This window comes from Nostoc sp. (assembly GCF_036916985.1).
In the GTDB taxonomy this organism is placed as follows: domain Bacteria; phylum Cyanobacteriota; class Cyanobacteriia; order Cyanobacteriales; family Nostocaceae; genus Nostoc.
In genome coordinates this window covers 14,826-31,909 of record NZ_JBALFD010000031.1, presented here as the reverse complement: position 1 = coordinate 31,909, position 17,084 = coordinate 14,826, and the positions used below count along the sequence as shown (strand labels likewise).

Annotated in this window: 12 protein-coding genes; 6 read left to right on the top strand and 6 right to left on the bottom strand. The window is 43.2% G+C overall.

Features of this window, described 5'->3' with window-relative positions:
- Positions 1–80 precede the first annotated feature (80 nt).
- Entirely contained in the window at positions 81–1,667 is a 1,587-nt protein-coding gene (locus V7L07_RS12165) for an efflux RND transporter periplasmic adaptor subunit (protein WP_335058076.1), read from the bottom strand.
- A gap of 101 nt (positions 1,668–1,768) precedes the next feature.
- Complete coding sequence (locus V7L07_RS12160) at positions 1,769–2,338, bottom strand: hypothetical protein (RefSeq protein ID WP_335058074.1); 570 nt, start codon at positions 2,336–2,338, stop codon at positions 1,769–1,771.
- Between the two features lie 408 nt (positions 2,339–2,746).
- Between V7L07_RS12160 and V7L07_RS12155 the strand changes: the two genes are divergently transcribed.
- A complete protein-coding gene (locus tag V7L07_RS12155; RefSeq protein WP_335058072.1) occupies positions 2,747–3,640 on the top strand; it encodes a tetratricopeptide repeat protein in 894 nt (297 codons plus the stop codon).
- A gap of 226 nt (positions 3,641–3,866) precedes the next feature.
- Here V7L07_RS12155 and V7L07_RS12150 read toward each other — a convergent pair whose 3' ends face one another.
- Positions 3,867–4,265 carry a response regulator gene (locus V7L07_RS12150; protein ID WP_292847718.1) on the bottom strand — a complete coding sequence of 133 codons (399 nt, stop codon included), beginning with the start codon at positions 4,263–4,265 and terminating at the stop codon, positions 3,867–3,869.
- Positions 4,266–4,734: 469 nt separating this feature from the next.
- On the opposite strand from V7L07_RS12150, the gene gyrA reads away from it, so the two are divergent.
- Both gyrA and V7L07_RS12140 read left to right on the top strand, forming a co-directional pair.
- On the top strand, positions 4,735–7,308 hold the full coding sequence (gene gyrA / locus V7L07_RS12145) for a DNA topoisomerase (ATP-hydrolyzing) subunit A (RefSeq protein ID WP_335058070.1): 2,574 nt from the start codon (positions 4,735–4,737) through the stop codon (positions 7,306–7,308).
- 459 nt (positions 7,309–7,767) lie between these two features.
- Positions 7,768–7,953 (top strand): chlorophyll a/b-binding protein, encoded by a 186-nt coding sequence (locus V7L07_RS12140; protein WP_335058068.1) that lies wholly within the window; start codon positions 7,768–7,770, stop codon positions 7,951–7,953.
- 131 nt (positions 7,954–8,084) lie between these two features.
- Here the strand turns inward: V7L07_RS12140 and rpoD are convergent, their stop codons facing one another.
- Positions 8,085–9,254: an RNA polymerase sigma factor RpoD gene (gene rpoD / locus V7L07_RS12135; RefSeq protein WP_094353188.1), complete on the bottom strand. Its 1,170-nt coding sequence runs from the start codon at positions 9,252–9,254 to the stop codon at positions 8,085–8,087.
- Positions 9,255–11,151: 1,897 nt separating this feature from the next.
- Complete coding sequence (gene gyrB, locus V7L07_RS12130) at positions 11,152–13,089, bottom strand: DNA topoisomerase (ATP-hydrolyzing) subunit B (protein ID WP_335058066.1); 1,938 nt, start codon at positions 13,087–13,089, stop codon at positions 11,152–11,154.
- Between the two features lie 270 nt (positions 13,090–13,359).
- Between gyrB and miaA the strand changes: the two genes are divergently transcribed.
- The gene (gene miaA, locus V7L07_RS12125) at positions 13,360–14,277 is read left to right on the top strand and encodes a tRNA (adenosine(37)-N6)-dimethylallyltransferase MiaA (protein ID WP_335058064.1); all 918 of its coding nucleotides are present in this window, start codon (positions 13,360–13,362) and stop codon (positions 14,275–14,277) included.
- A 530-nt stretch (positions 14,278–14,807) separates the two neighbouring features.
- Here miaA and V7L07_RS12120 read toward each other — a convergent pair.
- Positions 14,808–15,116, bottom strand: coding sequence for a DUF3067 family protein (locus V7L07_RS12120; RefSeq protein ID WP_334697172.1), 309 nt, complete (start codon positions 15,114–15,116; stop codon positions 14,808–14,810).
- Between the two features lie 229 nt (positions 15,117–15,345).
- On the opposite strand from V7L07_RS12120, the gene petC reads away from it, so the two are divergent.
- Together petC and petA are read left to right on the top strand one after the other, a co-directional pair.
- Positions 15,346–15,885: a cytochrome b6-f complex iron-sulfur subunit gene (petC, locus tag V7L07_RS12115; protein WP_335058061.1), complete on the top strand. Its 540-nt coding sequence runs from the start codon at positions 15,346–15,348 to the stop codon at positions 15,883–15,885.
- Positions 15,886–16,081: 196 nt separating this feature from the next.
- Complete coding sequence (gene petA, locus V7L07_RS12110; RefSeq protein ID WP_335058059.1) at positions 16,082–17,083, top strand: cytochrome f; 1,002 nt, start codon at positions 16,082–16,084, stop codon at positions 17,081–17,083.
- Position 17,084: the final 1 nt, after the last annotated feature.

The window sequence follows — 17,084 nt, the reverse complement described above, 5'->3', positions numbered from 1 at the left end:
ATATTTATCCGCTAGTCAAACTCGAATTCATACTGAATTCTGACTCCTGACTCCCGAATTCTTTATTGTTAAAACTAACTTTAAGGGGAACCACCACCGGAACGACCTCCGCCGCCACCTCCACCTGCTCCTCTGCCGCCACCGCCACCGCCACCACCTCCACCTAGACCAGGCAAAACTCCTCCTCTTGGTGTTGATTGCGGACGCGATCCTGCGGGGAAACTGAGTAATACCCTTTCGTCTCCTGTCAATCCCGATTTAACTTCGGTAAAGTTATTGGCAGTGACACCAGTCTCAATGGGAGTAAACACAGGTCTGTTATTCTTTCCTGCCACAAACACACCTGTGGCATTTTCTTGGCGCACCACTGAGGCCGTTGGTACTACTAGAACATTTGCAACTTGACCGACTTGAAAATCTACTTCTGCATTCATCCCAGACCGTAGTAGTCTTTGAGGGTCTGAAAGTGATACTCTCACTTCAAAACTGGTAACGTTTTGCTCTACGATTGCTTGGGCAGCAATTTGGCTCACTTTACCTTCAAAGGTTTTTCCTGGGTAGGCATCTGCTTTAATCGAGACTTTTTGACCAAGGCTGATTTTGGAAATATTTGTTTCCGCTAAATTGGCGACAACTTCATTGGTTGAAGCTAGAGACAAGATTGAAGAAGAAGAAGAAGAAGCGACTTCACTACTAGCAGTTGTGGGTGTCACGAAAGCACCTGGATCGGCATACTTCTTTGTCACCACACCATCAAAGGGTGCGCGAATAATCGTGTCATTGATTTGGGCTTGGATGTTTTGCAGCGATCCACGAGCAGATGTTACCTGGGCACGGGCTGCGTTAATATCTTCTTGGCGGGTTCCGGCTTTAATGAGTGCCAAAGCTTGCTGTCTCTGCTTCACTACAGCTTGTGCTTGCTGAATATCTTCTGGACGCGATCCGGCTTTTTGCAGAGCCAGTGCTTGCTGTGCTTCATTTACATTCGCTTGGGCACTGTCACGATTAGAACGATTTTGGTTAAGAGTCTGGAGGGAAATACCGCCTGCATTATAAAGTTGTTGATTCCGAATAAAATTATCTTCTGCTTGGCGAAGAGCAGCTTGAGCGCTTTGCAAGCGTGCCTGTGCTTGGCCAATATCTTGAGAGCGATTGCCTGTTTGTACCTTTTGCAGATTCGCCTCGGCTTCGTCTAATACTCCTTGTGCTTGAGCAATATCTTGAGGACGATTACCTGCGATCGCCTTTTGCAAATTCGCCTCGGCTTGTGCCAATTGTCCTTGAGCAGAGGTGAGTTGCCCCCGCAGGTTGGAATCATCCATGTAGGCGACAATCTGTCCTTGTTTGACAATATCTCCTTCTTTCGCCAGTAGGCTTTTCAAGATACCGGAATTTTTCGGACTGAGGTTAATTGACCGCTCAGGTTTGATCGTTCCGTTCGCTGAAACTGTGATTGTTAAACTTTGCCTTTCTACAGGCTTTGTCAGTACCCGGCGTCTAGCTTCTTGACGGGGAACAACCGTTACTTGGTAATAGACGGCATAGCCAATTCCACCCACAAGGCAAAGAGCTATTAGCCAAGAAAGCCAATTGCGTCTGCCCTTTTTTTTCTTTACCTCTGAAACTGATGCTGAGGAATCTACGGTATTTGGTGTATCAATTTTCATGTCCACTTTGTCTATAAAGAACAGCTACCGAGCTAGTTATTCACGGCTAAAACTATAGCCTGGTAGCGCTATACTGACAATGATTTTGGGTTTTTAGTGTTTTAAAGGTTTATTTGCAATACTAATCCACTAGGAAGTCTGAAGTAATCATCACGCACTCTCTCTAATCTCCCAGCCGGAACAATTTCCTGATTGGGAAGAAGAATGTCGCCGTTGGGAAGTCGGAAGTAACCTTGATTACGCAGTCTGACTATGGATCTAGAAGGAATAATTTGCCCATTGGGGTATCTTATGTCTCCATTACCAAGTCTGACGACTCTGCTATTGAATTGGTTGTCACGGTTGTCACGATGGTCACGGTTCCAATTATCCTGCTCTCTAGGGTTTCTGACTTGTACGGGATAAGGTCTGCCGTCGCGGTTCCAATTATCCCTGTCTCTAGAGTTTCTGACTTCTCCAGAATTGGGTCTACCGTCGCGGTTCAAATTGCGTCTGTCTACTGGTGTTCTAACTTCTCTAGAATTGGGTCTGTCATCGCGATCGCGATCTTGATCCCTTTGAGCAATAACCTGGACTTTCGTCTGGGCATTTGCAGGCGCAGTTAAGAGAGCAGGAACAACGATCAAGGCAGTAGCGGCTAAGACTATCGATAAACGGTTGGTTTTCAACATGAAATTAACTCCTTATTTGCATTAAAGTTCTATTTTGCTTAGGTTCGGATTCAGTAATTTAAACAGTTGGCTTTGTTTTGGCATCAAGATGTTTAAGATTTACTTCTCCGTATAAATTCATACATAACAATTATCACTCAAAAATTCCGAATCTATGTATGACCAAAGTCATTAGTAAGCCCAAACTGATGTATGACCAAAGTCATAAGTTTTTCTAATGGGCATTGAAAAGAGGCAGAGGGGCAGGGTGCAGGAAGCGGAGGGGAAAACTATTCTCCCTTGCTCCCTGCTCCCTTGCCTCTTTTCAATGCCCAATGCCCAAGATTGGTAAGATTTTGCTACCGTCAACAGCGCAGATCGTTTAAGCTAGCTGAAAGATTCTTTGATTAGTGGCTTAAAGGCGGTAGTGTGCCTAAACATGTACGTTTGATTTCTTTTCTAATGATCTGTAGTTTGTGGAGTATGCCAAAAGCCGCTAACGCGCAGGCATTAATACCCCACACACTGCAACTAGATGCGACAAAGTTAGAGAAGCAGGGGTTGAGCTTGGCACAAGAGGCGGCTCAACTAGCTCAGTTTCAACAGGTTGACTTAGCTTTGCCACGAGCGCGGCTGGCTAGTCAACTGGCTCCTGGGAATGATAAGGTGTGGTTGCTGTTAGGTGGATTGCAACTGCAAACTAAAGAGTTTGACGGGGCGATCGCTAGCTTAAAAAAAGCGCAATCTATCAACCCCAAAAATGGTGATATTTTGTTTGCTTTGGGTTCGGCTAATTTTCAGCAGAAAAATTACCAGGCTGCTGTTGTCAATTACCAAGATGGTTTGAAGTTAAAACCCAATGATCCAGAGGGTTTATTTGATTTGGGTAATGCTTACTATTTGCTGGGTCGATTACCAGACGCGATCGCCCAGTACGATAAAGCTGTCTCTCATGATAAAAAATTCTGGCCAGCGCTTAACAATATTGGCTTAATCAACTACGAGCAGGGTAATATCCCCGAAGCGATTAAGCGATGGCAATCGGCTGTAACCCTTGATAAACAAGCCGCAGAACCTTTATTGGCCTTGGCAGTGGCACTCTATACTAAAGGCGATCGCCAACAAGGACTAACCTTGGGAGAAGCTGCACTCCGTATCGATTCGCGCTATGCTAATTTGAATTTCCTCAAAGAAAATCTTTGGGGCGATCGCCTCCTGTCTGATACGAAAAAATTCCTAGAATTACCCCGTATTCAAGCAGCCCTACAGCAAAGAGAAAACTCATCATCAGCGCCTACGCCTAGAAAACAGCCTACTCAATAGGAGTGCTGAGTAAAGAGTAAAGAGTAAAGAGTGAGGAGTTATGAATTTACGAGTTCAAATATTTAACTCTTAATTCCAAACTTCTAACTCCAAACTCAGCACTCCTCCTTACCACTTGCATAAAAGTACCTTTCTGTAGTACATATATACTAACAAAATACAGGAACTATTCGCCCAAAAACATTGGCGGGCGAGTATTCCTGAAATAAGTCGTTAATTCTCAGTGTTAGTCTGTGGGTAGAAGTGCGATGATTTGGTCAACAAACAGTTGATGGTCAACAACTGGCTTAGAAATGTAGCCATCAGCACCGCTTTGCTTGAGAAAATTCTCGCGATCGCCTTCCATAGCATGTGCCGTTACCAAAATCACAGGTAAGTTTGCTGTTTTTGGATCGGATTTTAACATCTGTGTAATCTTGATTCCATCGACAGACTTACCTTGGTAAACACTTCTGGACAGAGAAACATCCATCAAAATCAGGTCGGCTTCTCCTGATTGGGCAATTTTTATGACTTCTTCGACATTTTCAGTGTGTTTCACACCCAAGCCGCCACGCTTGGACAAAATTTTGGAAAAAACACGAGCATTAATTAGATCGTCTTCGACAATTAAAACAGTTTTCATGAGAATTTTAGTTATAGAGGTGAGGAGATTCAAGAATTCCAGAATTCAAAATTAACAAATGCAATCATTGTAAGTATCATGGCTACTAAGTTTATGTAGATTATACTCGTGTGCATCCTTTTTAACTGGTCGCGGTGATAGGAAGTATTCGATCGTTGGAGTACCCTGCTATACCTATATGTTAGGGACGGCAGGAACGCTGCTCCGAGACTGGGTACTCAGGACTAAGAAAACATTCCAAAATCTGGGATGGATCAGAGCAAATTCCATAATTTTTCCGCTGATTACCCAATCCCCAGTCCCCAGTCCCCAATCCCTTTTACATCCTCGTCATCAAGGATGATACTACTGCTTTTTTTCTGTGACTATCAAAATTTTGTTATGAATCCTATTTCATCCGTTATGCTGTGGTTGCCGCAGTGTTGAGTTCCATCGGCTTTTGTGTAGTTAAATTTCAGGGAAAAAACTCATGGCAAAACAGTTAAACCTTCTCTCAACGGGACAGGTAATTCCAACAGCCCTGCATACCGAGATGCAGCGGTCTTATCTAGAATATGCCATGAGCGTGATTGTCGGGCGAGCGCTACCAGACGTGCGTGATGGCTTAAAACCAGTGCATCGCCGCATTTTGTATGCAATGCACGAACTCGGTTTAGTACCAGATAGACCCTATCGAAAATGTGCCCGTGTGGTGGGTGATGTGTTGGGTAAATACCATCCCCACGGCGACCAATCAGTTTACGATGCTTTAGTTAGGCTGGTGCAAGATTTTTCTAGCCGCTATCCTTTACTAGCAGGACACGGTAACTTTGGCAGCGTCGATAATGATCCGCCGGCGGCGATGCGCTACACAGAAACGCGCCTTGCACCCATCAGCCATGAGGGAATGCTGACAGAAATTGGGGAAGAAACTGTGGAATTTGTCGGGAACTTCGATAATTCCCAGCAAGAACCAACGGTGTTACCGGCTCAGTTGCCGTTTCTGTTGCTTAATGGCTGTTCTGGTATTGCCGTAGGCATGGCAACAAATGTACCACCCCACAATTTGGGCGAAGTTGTCGATGGGTTAATTGCCTTAATCGACAACCCAGATTTACCAGATGAAAAATTATTCGAGTTAATTCCAGGGCCAGATTTTCCCACTGGTGGGGAAATCATTGGTGAAGCGGGAATTCGGGAAGCATACACCACAGGTAAAGGTGGAATTCTGCTGCGGGGAGTCGCAACTCTGGAAGAAATTCCAGCCAGTAGGGGAAGCAAGCGACGGACGGCAATTATCATTACAGAATTGCCTTATCAAGTGAATAAGGCTGCCTGGATTGAGAAGGTCGCGGACTTAGTAAATCAAGGACGCTTGCAAGGAATTTCTGATCTTCGGGATGAGAGCGATCGCGAAGGGATGCGGGTGGTAATTGAACTCAAACGCGATACCAATCCCCAAGAAATTCTCCAGCATTTATATCACCAAACTGCTTTACAAATGACTTTTGGGGCAATTCTCCTGGCAATAGTGGATGGACAACCCCGCCAATTAAGTTTGCGTCAACTATTGCAGGAGTTTTTGAGATTCCGGGAAGAGACGCTAAACCGCCGCTACAATTACGAGTTGGGTAAGGCTCAAAGTCGTGTGCATTTGGTGGAAGGTTTGCTGAAAGCGCTATCTAATTTGGATGAGGTAATTCAAATTTTGCGCCAAGCTCCCGATGGTAGTACGGCAAAAATTAATCTTTGTAGCCAACTGGATTTGAGTGAGGTACAAGGAGATGCAATTCTAGCGATGCCGTTGCGTCGCCTCACTAGTTTAGAACAGCAAAATTTGCAGCAAGAATTTGAGCAGATCAGCGAACAAATTAGCTCGTTGGAGCAATTACTCAACGATCGCCGCGAATTATTGAAGGCGCTGAAAAAAGATTTGCGATCGCTCAAGCGCAAGTACAACGATCCCCGGCGGACGAAAATTGGAGAGGAGCAAAAGTTTAAGGGAGAGGAGCAGAAGGGCAGAGGGGCAGAAGGGCAGAGGGGCAGAGGGGCAGAGGAGGAGGAACTTAAATCTTCTGAACCGGTAGAGGAAGCATTCTTAGAATTTACCCAACGGGGTTATGTCCGCCGCACTCAGCCATCTGGGAAAAAGTCAAAAGCGGAAAATGGTCTACACGATAATGACTTCATTATCCAAACTGTTTTAACTGATACAGGGAAAGACTTGCTAATACTAACTGGTGGCGGCAAAGTCTATCCGGTGAATGTAGGAGAAATTCCGCCAACTACTGGACGTTCTCCACGAGGGAAACCTTTGATTACGATGCTCAGTAGTACTGCTCAAGGCGCTCAAGAAGCTGTAGTCAGCCGCTTTTTGCTCCCAGAAAATCTGGAAACTAGACAGATGATTCTCCTAACAAAACAAGGAAGAATTAAGCGTCTATCTCTGGAAGAATTTGCTAACCTGACTCGGCGCGGCATCACGATTTTGAAGCTCAAAGATGATGATGAATTGTCATTTACCCAATTCACCGCTCCAGGGGCGCATCTGATTTTAGCTAGTTCCGGTGGACGAATGTTGCGCTTTGCAGTCAATGATGAACAATTACCGATCATGGGTCGCGCAGCAATGGGTTTACAAGCATTTCGGTTATTGAAAAATCAGCAAATGGTTGGCTGCGTGACTGTCGGTAAAGATGACCAACTGCTGCTAGTTACTCAAGAAGGGTATGCCAAGCGGATGGCTGCAAGTCAGTTGCGAGCAGCTAATCGCGGTGATTTAGGCACGCAAGCACTGAAATTTGCTACCAAAACTGACAACTTAGCTGGTATGGTCATAGCGATGCCAACTCTTGGAGACGCTACGCGTAGCTTGCTTCCACGAAGTGGTACGGCGGGCTACGCCAACGCATCTGGCGAGGTCGCTTTAGTGACGAATAAGGAACGGGTAGTGCGAATACCTGTGGAAACAGTGCCAATTTTAGGTAGAGATGTCAAAGGTGAAAGCATCCTCCAACTCAGCCGCGATGAAAAAATCATTACTGTGGCTGAAGTGCGATCGTAAATTATGTAGGGCTGATCTCGTTCCCAGTCTCCGACAGACTGATTATTGTAGAGACGGCGATTCATCGCGTCTCTTGCCATAACCGAATAGTATTAACCCCGATTTCTTGAAGAAGTCGGGGTTCTGGGCAGTATTTTGACTCCAATATCTCCAGTAATTATCAATAATTTTTAATTTAAAATAATAAACTCTATTGAAAATCAAGCAATACAAAAGAGTTATTTGATATTAAATATTAATAAGCTTAAGATTCTCTATGAGCGTAGAAATCTAGATAACATTTTTTCAACCTCAGTAAATCTCACTGGAGGCAGATGCTTAAATCTGTATAAATAGCTATTTCTATTTATGTCAAGCTATAAAGACAAAAGTATAAAAAATGTTGTCTTTCTCAAAATATTTGTTATATTAGTTTACATAAGGCAATAAACCTTAAAAATTAAGTTTGGAGTCCTAACCATGACAAATGTAACCACAACAAAAGTGACTACTCCTATAATTGAAGATCGCAACGCTTGGCGTTGGGGCTTTACCCCACAAGCAGAAATTTGGAATGGTCGCTTGGCAATGATTGGCTTTTCAGCAGCGATTTTAGTCGAGGTTTTTTCTGGTCAAGGCTTCCTACATTTTTGGGGCATCCTATAAGTTTTAATATCCAAGATGACCTATAAATAAAAAAACCTGGAGTGCTAATTCACTACCAGGTTTTTATTTGTTTATCATTTGTCCTTAGTCCTTAGTCATTTGTTTAAGGATAATGACCAATGACTAATTGACTACCGAATATATTCCTTGAGAACGCTGTTGCGATTTGGATGGCGTAACTTGCGGAGTGCCTTCGCCTCAATTTGACGAATCCGTTCGCGGGTGACGTTGAAAATCTGGCCGATTTCCTCAAGGGTTTTCATCCGACCATCATCCAAGCCGTAACGCAGTCTGAGAACATCACGTTCACGTGGGCTGAGACTGTCGAGGACTTTTTCAAGGTCTTCGCGCAAAAGATTTTTGGAAACTTGGTCTTCTGGTGTCTCACCATCGGATTCAATAAAATCGCCCAATCGAGAATCTTCTTCTTTACCAATAGGCGTTTCTAATGAGATAGGTAACTGAGCCGATTTTGCAATGAACCGCAACTTCTCAATGGTCATTTCCATGCGAGTGGCGATTTCTTCTTCAGTGGGTTTGCGACCCATCTCTTGAGATAGCAACTTGGTAGTTTTCTTAATCCGAGAGATGGTTTCGTAAAGGTGAACTGGAAGACGAATGGTGCGGGATTGGTCTGCGATCGCACGGGTAATTGCTTGACGAATCCACCATGTAGCATAAGTGGAGAACTTATAACCTTTTTCGTGGTCAAACTTTTCAGCGGCACGAATCAAACCGAGACTGCCTTCCTGAATTAAGTCCTGGAACGACAAACCACGATTCATGTATTTCTTAGCAATTGAAACTACAAGACGGAGGTTAGATTGCACCATCTTGTCTTTCGCCCGACGACCAACATGGAGGCGATAACGAAAGGCTGGTAGTGGCAGTTGTACTGCTTCTGCCCATTCACTATCTCGAGGATCGCGATCTAACTGTTCACAGAGTCTTTCGCGGACTCTCTCTAATTCCAGCAAATCGGCGATTTTACGCGCCAATTCGATTTCTTCGTCTGCCCGCAACAGCCGAATTCTACCAATTTCTTGCAAGTAAAGCCGAATTGAATCTTCTGTGTAATGCTTTTTCTTGCTTTGTGTCCGACGACGCGATTTAGCGGCTTTTCCAGACTTTGCGTCGTCCTCATCAGACTGAGGCTCTAAAAATTCCTCGTCACCTTCATCGATGATCAGCAAGTCCTCTTCATCGTCTATTAAGAGTTCTTCTAACTCGAGCTCAGGCTGATTCATTATTTCTAGGTCAGGCTGATATATGCTTTCGAGTACGTTGTTAGCCTGGTTCATGCCGCGTTCCTCATGCTCCTTGCAGAATCAATTACTCAAGATGTGTTTACTGCTCTTTTAAACGAGCCAATTGTCAACCGAAAATAAGTTTATTGGCAGATTTGCCAGAGATATTTTCGGACGTTTTACACCTCCGGTCGGAGGGTTTTTACTTTAGTTTCAGCAATTACTAAAGGTGACTTACTCACTTTCGTAAATTGTTATATGTGTTGCTATCACATATTGCTTTCAACTAGCTGGTCAAATAAAGACTTGCCTTTTTCAAAAAATTTGCCACTCTATACAAATGAGTTCAGACTGTTGGCAGATTTTCCTATAAAGACTCTTCCGATTGTAGCCTGTTTCACAGAAATTGCACTCTTTTTGTGTATTAATCATGAATTCATTAAGCAACTGTTAGCCACTTTCACCAAAAAGACATTAAAAACGGGATTAGTACCCTGAGATTTTTTTTCCACTTTTCGGAATTGCAGTGACGTTCTTATGACATTACGAAGTAAGTACGTTTGCTTTTGCCGAATTTCATGTATTTTACACAACATTAATTACTGAGGAAGAGTGAATTTTATGTTAACTCAGACTATTGATCTTAACCTACCCATTTTTACATTTCCTTCATAAATTACGCATCCCTTAGACTCAAGTGGGTCTTGACCTTGGGTAAATACAACAACGCTGGTGGTGCTTGCCTGAAAGCAGTAACCTTCTGCGTACTAACTACCTTAACTGAGGAGTTAAGGCGGTGACAGAATCGACCTGATCGGAGATCAATTTAGGTTTCACTAATTCGGCCTTATTCACACGTTAGCGCACTGTGGCGATTTCAGCCCTATGAAAGTTGACAAACTCTTCTTATTGTATACAAGGATATTTTAATCAATTCAAAAACATTTTGTCCTGCGAATTCGCCAATATAGTCCTATCTTAGGCAAAAGTACATTAGATATATACGATACAATCGCGATCGCCATGACTCTACATGAAGATATTAACAAGTTTTCAGACTTATGGTGTGTACTTCCACCAGCCATCATACAGAATCCAGAAGATTACTTGATGATTTTAGTTACAAAGCTTTTTTACGTAATTTAATTGTAAATTTAAATACTTTTATTTCGGTGAGTTTCTGTCATCTTATGATGAGAAATCCTCAAAATACTTATCAATTGGGGTTTTATAGACGATATTGAGTTATTTTCTGAGGTTATAACAAATTTGTTTCTAGTTGGTAGGCGAAATTAATCAGTGAGTCAGAGCAAAGAGTATTGTCTACACTCAGGCTTCTAACGAAGTTGGTAATTTTGCTAGCGCTCAAACATTAATTTTTTGGAAAATATTGACAATATACAGATTGTGTGTATTTAACTAACAGAGATTTAGAATTTTTTTTAGTTATGTAGTGTTGAGGTATTACTTGTGTGACAATTCAACCTAAATTTTTTTTAATTATTGTTAGCGCCTAGTTTAAAGTTAGGGACTGACAAATAAAAAAATATCCAATTAAGTCTTGTGGGCTGGGCAAGATGCCATTAGTGTCAACTTAAGGTTAAAATCCATTTGTCAACGATAGGTTTTGTGAGGAGCAAAGTATAAAAGTAAACTTTTTCTGACTTTTATACGCAAACTGGGAGTGATGCTAAGAAACAAAGCATTAATAGCCCCTGAAAAAGTTCGTTTTTTGTCCCTTTCAAACCGAATTTATCAGCATAAATGCTTATTGACATAGGAAGTTTGAGCTTAACTTGACACCTATGGCAAGATGCCCAGCCTACAATCATATTGGAAAAATATTAGTGCAAATTAAAGGCGCAACAGCTTACTTTCAATGCAACAGATCCCCGACTTCTTTGAGAAGTCGGGGATCTTGTTTTTGACGAATGATTTAGGAATGCTGGTATTAGATATCTAGATCGGTGAAGTTGAGCTTAGAACCATAGGTTTCGATAAATTCTCGTCTGGGTGCGACCCGATCGCCCATTAAAATTGTAAAGATGCGATCGGCTTCGGCAGCATCCTCAATTTCGACTTGCTTCATTTTACGAGTTTCTGGGTTCATGGTGGTGTCCCAGAGTTGTTGTGGCATCATTTCACCCAAACCTTTGAAGCGTTGGATGGTGTAGTTGGCGTTAGCAGGAAATTTGGCGATCGCTTGATTTTTTTCGCGATCGCTATAGCAATACTCATGATTACGTCCCCGTTCTACTTTAAACAATGGGGGACAAGCAATATAAATAAAGCCTTGTTCAATGAGCGATCGCTGATATCGATAGAAGAATGTTAACAGCAAAGTCCGAATGTGCGCTCCATCTACGTCAGCATCCGTCATGATGACTATGCGGTGATAGCGCAGTTGAGTAGAATCGAATTCATCACCTTTGACACCTAAACCAAGTGCTGTAATTAACGATTGAACTTCGTTATTTTTATAGATTTTAGCGTCGTCGGTTTTTTCAATGTTGAGAATTTTACCACGTAGAGGCAAGATTGCTTGAGTGCGGCGATCGCGTCCTTGTTTGGCACTGCCACCTGCTGAATCCCCTTCCACGATGAATATCTCTGATTCGCTAGGGTCACGAGAACTACAATCTGCCAATTTACCAGGTAATGGCGAAGATTCCAGCACCGATTTGCGCCGAACTAATTCCCGCGCATGACGCGCTGCTTCTGCCGCTTTGAAGGCTTGAATAGCTTTATCTAAAATTGAGTCTGCTATAGCGGGATGAAATTCTAGATACTCAGTGAGGACTTCTCCTACCAAAGAATCAACAATTCCCCGAACTTCGGTGTTACCGAGTTTGGTTTTGGTTTGTCCTTCAAATTCTGGGTCTGGTACTTTAACGGAAATGACGGCTGTCAAACCTTCACGGACATGTTCGCCACTGAGGTTAGTTTCATTCTCTTTAATTTTATTGCGCTTACGAGCGATCGCATTTAATGTCCGAGTCAGAACCGCCTTTAACCCTTCTAAGTGCGTACCACCATCCACTGTACGAATATTATTAGCAAAACCTAGTACATTATCCGTATAAGCATCAGTACACCATTGCAATGAAACTTCCACTTGCACGTTATTCCGTTCCCCCTGCACATAGATAATTTCTTCATGCAGTGGTTGCTTCTCGCGGTTCATATAGGCGATATATTCTTTAATACCACCCTTGTACTCGTAGGATTCTACCTTCGGTGTATCGCTTTTTAGTAATTCCAGACGGTGGTCAGTAAAGGTAATTTTGACACCAGCATTTAGATACGCCAATTCCCGCAGGCGACCTGATAAAGTGATGTAATCAAACTCAATACTGGTAGTAAATATTTGGGTATCTGGTTTAAAAGTAACAGAAGTTCCGGTTCTAGCTTCTTTGTAAGGCTTGACTTGTAGTTCGGTAACTGGTACGCCCCGTTCATAGCGCTGGACATGAACTTTTTTATCTCGCCAAACTGTAACCTCTACAACCTCAGATAGGGCATTAACAACAGAAATACCAACCCCGTGCAATCCTCCAGAAACTTTGTAGCCACCGCCGCCAAACTTACCACCGGCGTGCAGTACCGTCATCACGGTTTCCAAAGCCGATTTCCCGGTTCGCGAGTGAGTATCGATGGGAATACCGCGACCATCATCTGTTACAGTTACGGAACCATCAGCGTTGATATCGACCTCTATATGAGTGCAATAACCTGCCAAAGCCTCATCAACTGAATTGTCCACCACCTCGTAAACTAAATGGTGGAGTCCTCGCGGCCCGGTAGTACCAATGTACATTCCTGGTCGTTTGCGGACGGCTTCCAGACCTTCCAGAACTTGAATCTGATCGGCACTGTAACTGCTCGTCATGTAAACTCTCCTGATGTGTGGGGTTGAACTCGCCAAAAGGCAAATAAAAGTAAAAACACTCCAAAATTGTAACACAAAAGCCTTGTTGGCGTCTGTAGGGCATTTTCAAGAGAAGTTTATACAGGGGTTGCAGTCCCATTGGAGAGGGCAGAGGAGCCGGAAGCAGGGGAGGCAAGGGAAGCAAGGGAGAAGAGTTTTCCCCTCCGCCCCTCGCCCCTCTGCCTCTTTTCAATGCCCAATGCCCCATAACCAACCAATGACTAATGACTAATGACTAAATTAATTGTGATTTGTGGGGCAACTGCGACGGGTAAATCGGGTTTGGCTTTGGCTTTGGCAATGCGCTTGGGTTCTGTAATTATCAGTGCTGATTCTCGTCAAGTTTACCGTGAGTTTGATATCGGGACGGCGAAACCAACTGTGGCGGAACAAAAATTAGTGCTGCACTATTTAATAGATATCTGCGCTCCCACAGACACAATGACGGTAGCAGACTATCAACAACAAGCACAAGCCTTAATTAACTCTCCCCCATCTTCATCATCTCCCCCACTTCTACTAGTTGGTGGCACTGGTTTATACATCCGTTCTATTGTTCGAGGGATGAAAATTCCGAGAGTCGCACCACAAACGGAATTGCGATCACAGCTTGAATCTCTAGGTCAACCACAACTCTACGCTATGTTACAACAAGTTGACCCCGTTGCCGCACAAAAGATTCATGGCAATGATTCAGTACGGACTTTACGAGCATTAGAGGTATTTTACGTAACCGGATATCCAATTTCAGAACAGCAAGGGGAAAATCCACCGAATTATCCGATTTTGCAAATTGGTTTAGATTGCAACGTCGAAAAGTTAGATGCTCGGATTCAACGGCGTACTGAACAAATGATAGCAAATGGTTTGGTTAAAGAGGTGGAGAATCTTTATCAAAAATATGGCGCTGATTTGTCTTTGTTGAATACTTTGGGCTATCAAGAAATAAAGCAATATTTGGCTGGGGATATTTCCTTGGATGAAGCGAAAGAATTAACAGTTTTGCATACCCGACAATTTGCCAAGCGACAACGTACTTGGTTTCGAGCATATCCACAAATTGAGTGGTTTGATGCCGATGAGCATGATTTATTAGAGAATGTTTGGCAGCGTATAAAAGAGTTTATAAGTTGCACAAGTTCGGGATAATTTTTTGGCTCATACAAAGACGTAAAAAAACTTTGCGCTCTCACAGCCAGTATCCTATAGGGTGTCTGGATCTACGCTCATAGCCCGTAGCCTTTCTGCTAGTAATTGGGTGCATTATTTTGCTTGTTCGGCACTTTGTCGTTCCTGTTTGGTGTGTTCATCTCCAGTCGATGAAAAAATATTCTGAAAAATAAATAATTACTGTAGATTTATGAAACTTTTCAGGTACTAATCAAAAATTTTATAAGCATTTGAATTAGATTAAGCATTCTCTTCTATGTTGATTCACTAAGATTGTATTTTTTCAAGATAATTTAGATGCGTTTCCCCTGGTTTCTCCATCTGTAAGTTTCTTTGGAAGTTGAGGCTTAAGAAGAAGTTCAAATGTTGAGATAAAAGCCATTAGTTATTTCCTTGAGGAGGTGTATTTTTTTACATTACTAAACTAGCAAAATAATCATACAGCATATTATGGTATTTTTAGATAAAAAAAATACTATGAAAATTATTAATGTTCATGCGATAGCAGGTCACAATATCCATTCCGAAGAACGTTCGCCTAAATCTAGAGGAATGCTAACAGCTTTGCCGAGTCGGGGGCGATCGCGGGTTTGGGCAATAAAAGTTTGTACCTGTGTTGAGCCACCCAAGGCATGAAGATAATTGGCAATGCTATCGAGATGTTCTTGGTACTCCGCCTCACTCAAGGGAAAAGAAGCTTGCTCTAGATATTTCCACATTACTTGCAAAAATATCTTTCCCTGTGTCCGCCGAAACTGGACATCGTAAGAATATCCCCACTTATCAAGCAATATCTGACGTAATTCCTGTCCTGTCATAGCTTTTCTCAATCAGATTTTACATTTAGTTATGATGTTAAGTTCCGTGACTCCAGTATGATAAGGATATAAAGAAATGTAATGCTAACAGAAAAGATGCTAAATATATCTTGGAACAAAGAATTATGGCATCGTTGTGAGCGCTAGCATTTCGACTTAGACAAGAGTTGCTCAAGTACTAGTACTTTTGTCAAAATGCTTAACAAAATACACAAAGAGCGCGTAGATTATGGCTCAATTTTCTGAATCAGCAGACGTGCCCGATATGGGGCGTCGTCAGTTCATGAATCTGCTCACTTTTGGGACTGTCACCGGAGTGGCTCTGGGTGCATTGTATCCCGTTGTCAAGTACTTTATTCCTCCCTCTGCTGGTGGTGCCGGTGGCGGTGTAACGGCAAAAGACGAGCTAGGTAACGATGTTAGTGTCACTAAATTTCTAGAAAACCGGAATGCAGGCGATCGCAACCTAGTCCAAGGACTAAAGGGAGATCCTACCTATATTGTGGTAGACAGCAAAGAGGCGATCAAAGATTACGGCATTAACGCCATCTGCACCCACTTAGGTTGTGTCGTCCCCTGGAACATTGCTGAGAACAAATTCAAATGTCCTTGTCACGGTTCCCAGTATGACGAAACTGGTAAAGTTGTTCGGGGCCCAGCACCTCTATCTCTGGCTTTAGCCCATACCAACGTCAACGACGACAAAATCGTTTTAACCCCTTGGACTGAAACCGACTTCCGCACAGGTGATGCACCTTGGTGGGGTTAATCAGTGCTGAGTTATGAGTGCTGAGTGCTGAGTAAGGGATGAGGGAGATGAGGGAGTGAGGGAGTGAGATGAGGGAGATGAGGGGACAAGGAGGTAAACAAAACTCCTAACTCCTAACTCAGCACTCAGCACTCAGCACTCCTAACACCCAATGCCCAATAACTAATTACTAATTCAATCGTCGCCCTTATTAGAGATGAGAAATGTTTTCATAACAGCGAGGTTAACTCGCAGTGCTAGAGCGATTGTAAAAACATTGCTCATAGCGATCGCCACTGTGACATTTTACTTCACCAGCGATTTAGCACTTCCCCAATCAGCTGCCGCCTATCCATTTTGGGCACAGCAAACCTATCCCGAAACCCCCCGTGAACCAACCGGGCGGATTGTTTGTGCCAACTGTCACCTAGCGGCCAAGGTTACAGAAGTGGAAGTTCCTCAATCGGTGCTACCTGACACTGTATTCAAAGCTGTAGTGAAAATCCCCTACGATTTGAGTGCCCAGCAAGTTGGTGCTGATGGTTCCAAGGTTGGCTTGAACGTCGGTGCTGTACTGATGCTACCTGAAGGCTTTAAGATTGCTCCCGAAGACCGTATTTCCGAGGAACTTAAAGAAGAAATTGGCGACACTGCCTTCCAACCCTACAGCGAAGATAAAGAAAACGTCGTCATTGTCGGCCCTTTACCAGGTGAACAGTATCAGGAAATCATCTTCCCAGTTCTTTCTCCTAACCCCGCAACCGACAAAAACATCCACTTCGGTAAATATTCAGTTCACGTAGGTGGTAACCGAGGACGCGGACAAGTTTATCCCACTGGCGAAAAGAGCAATAACGCTGTTTACAACGCTTCCGCTACTGGCACAATTACCAAGATTGCCAAAGAGGAAGATGAAGATGGCAACGTCAAATATCTAGTCAACATCCAACCTGAATCTGGTGATGTTGTTGTTGATACGATTCCTTTAGGGCCAGAATTGCTTGTTTCCGAAGGGCAAACAGTTAAAACTGGTGATGCTTTGACCAGCAATCCAAATGTTGGTGGATTCGGTCAAATAGATGCAGAAATCGTATTGCAAGACGCATCTAGAGTCAAATGGCTGATTGCGTTCATCGCTCTTGTGATGTTGGCTCAAGTTATGCTGGTGCTGAAGAAGAAGCAGGTTGAAAAAGTTCAAGCTGCTGAGATGAATTTCTAAA

What these genes read in the sequence shown, in the direction of transcription:
- V7L07_RS12165 (WP_335058076.1), bottom strand. Translation starts at nt 1,667, where the DNA reads ATGAAAATTGATACACCAAATACCGTAGATTCCTCAGCATCAGTTTCA.
- V7L07_RS12160 (WP_335058074.1), bottom strand. Translation starts at nt 2,338, where the DNA reads ATGTTGAAAACCAACCGTTTATCGATAGTCTTAGCCGCTACTGCCTTG.
- V7L07_RS12150 (WP_292847718.1), bottom strand. Translation starts at nt 4,265, where the DNA reads ATGAAAACTGTTTTAATTGTCGAAGACGATCTAATTAATGCTCGTGTT.
- gyrA (WP_335058070.1), top strand. Translation starts at nt 4,735, where the DNA reads ATGGCAAAACAGTTAAACCTTCTCTCAACGGGACAGGTAATTCCAACA.
- V7L07_RS12140 (WP_335058068.1), top strand. Translation starts at nt 7,768, where the DNA reads ATGACAAATGTAACCACAACAAAAGTGACTACTCCTATAATTGAAGAT.
- rpoD (WP_094353188.1), bottom strand. Translation starts at nt 9,254, where the DNA reads ATGAACCAGGCTAACAACGTACTCGAAAGCATATATCAGCCTGACCTA.
- gyrB (WP_335058066.1), bottom strand. Translation starts at nt 13,089, where the DNA reads ATGACGAGCAGTTACAGTGCCGATCAGATTCAAGTTCTGGAAGGTCTG.
- miaA (WP_335058064.1), top strand. Translation starts at nt 13,360, where the DNA reads ATGACTAAATTAATTGTGATTTGTGGGGCAACTGCGACGGGTAAATCG.
- V7L07_RS12120 (WP_334697172.1), bottom strand. Translation starts at nt 15,116, where the DNA reads ATGACAGGACAGGAATTACGTCAGATATTGCTTGATAAGTGGGGATAT.
- petC (WP_335058061.1), top strand. Translation starts at nt 15,346, where the DNA reads ATGGCTCAATTTTCTGAATCAGCAGACGTGCCCGATATGGGGCGTCGT.
- petA (WP_335058059.1), top strand. Translation starts at nt 16,082, where the DNA reads ATGAGAAATGTTTTCATAACAGCGAGGTTAACTCGCAGTGCTAGAGCG.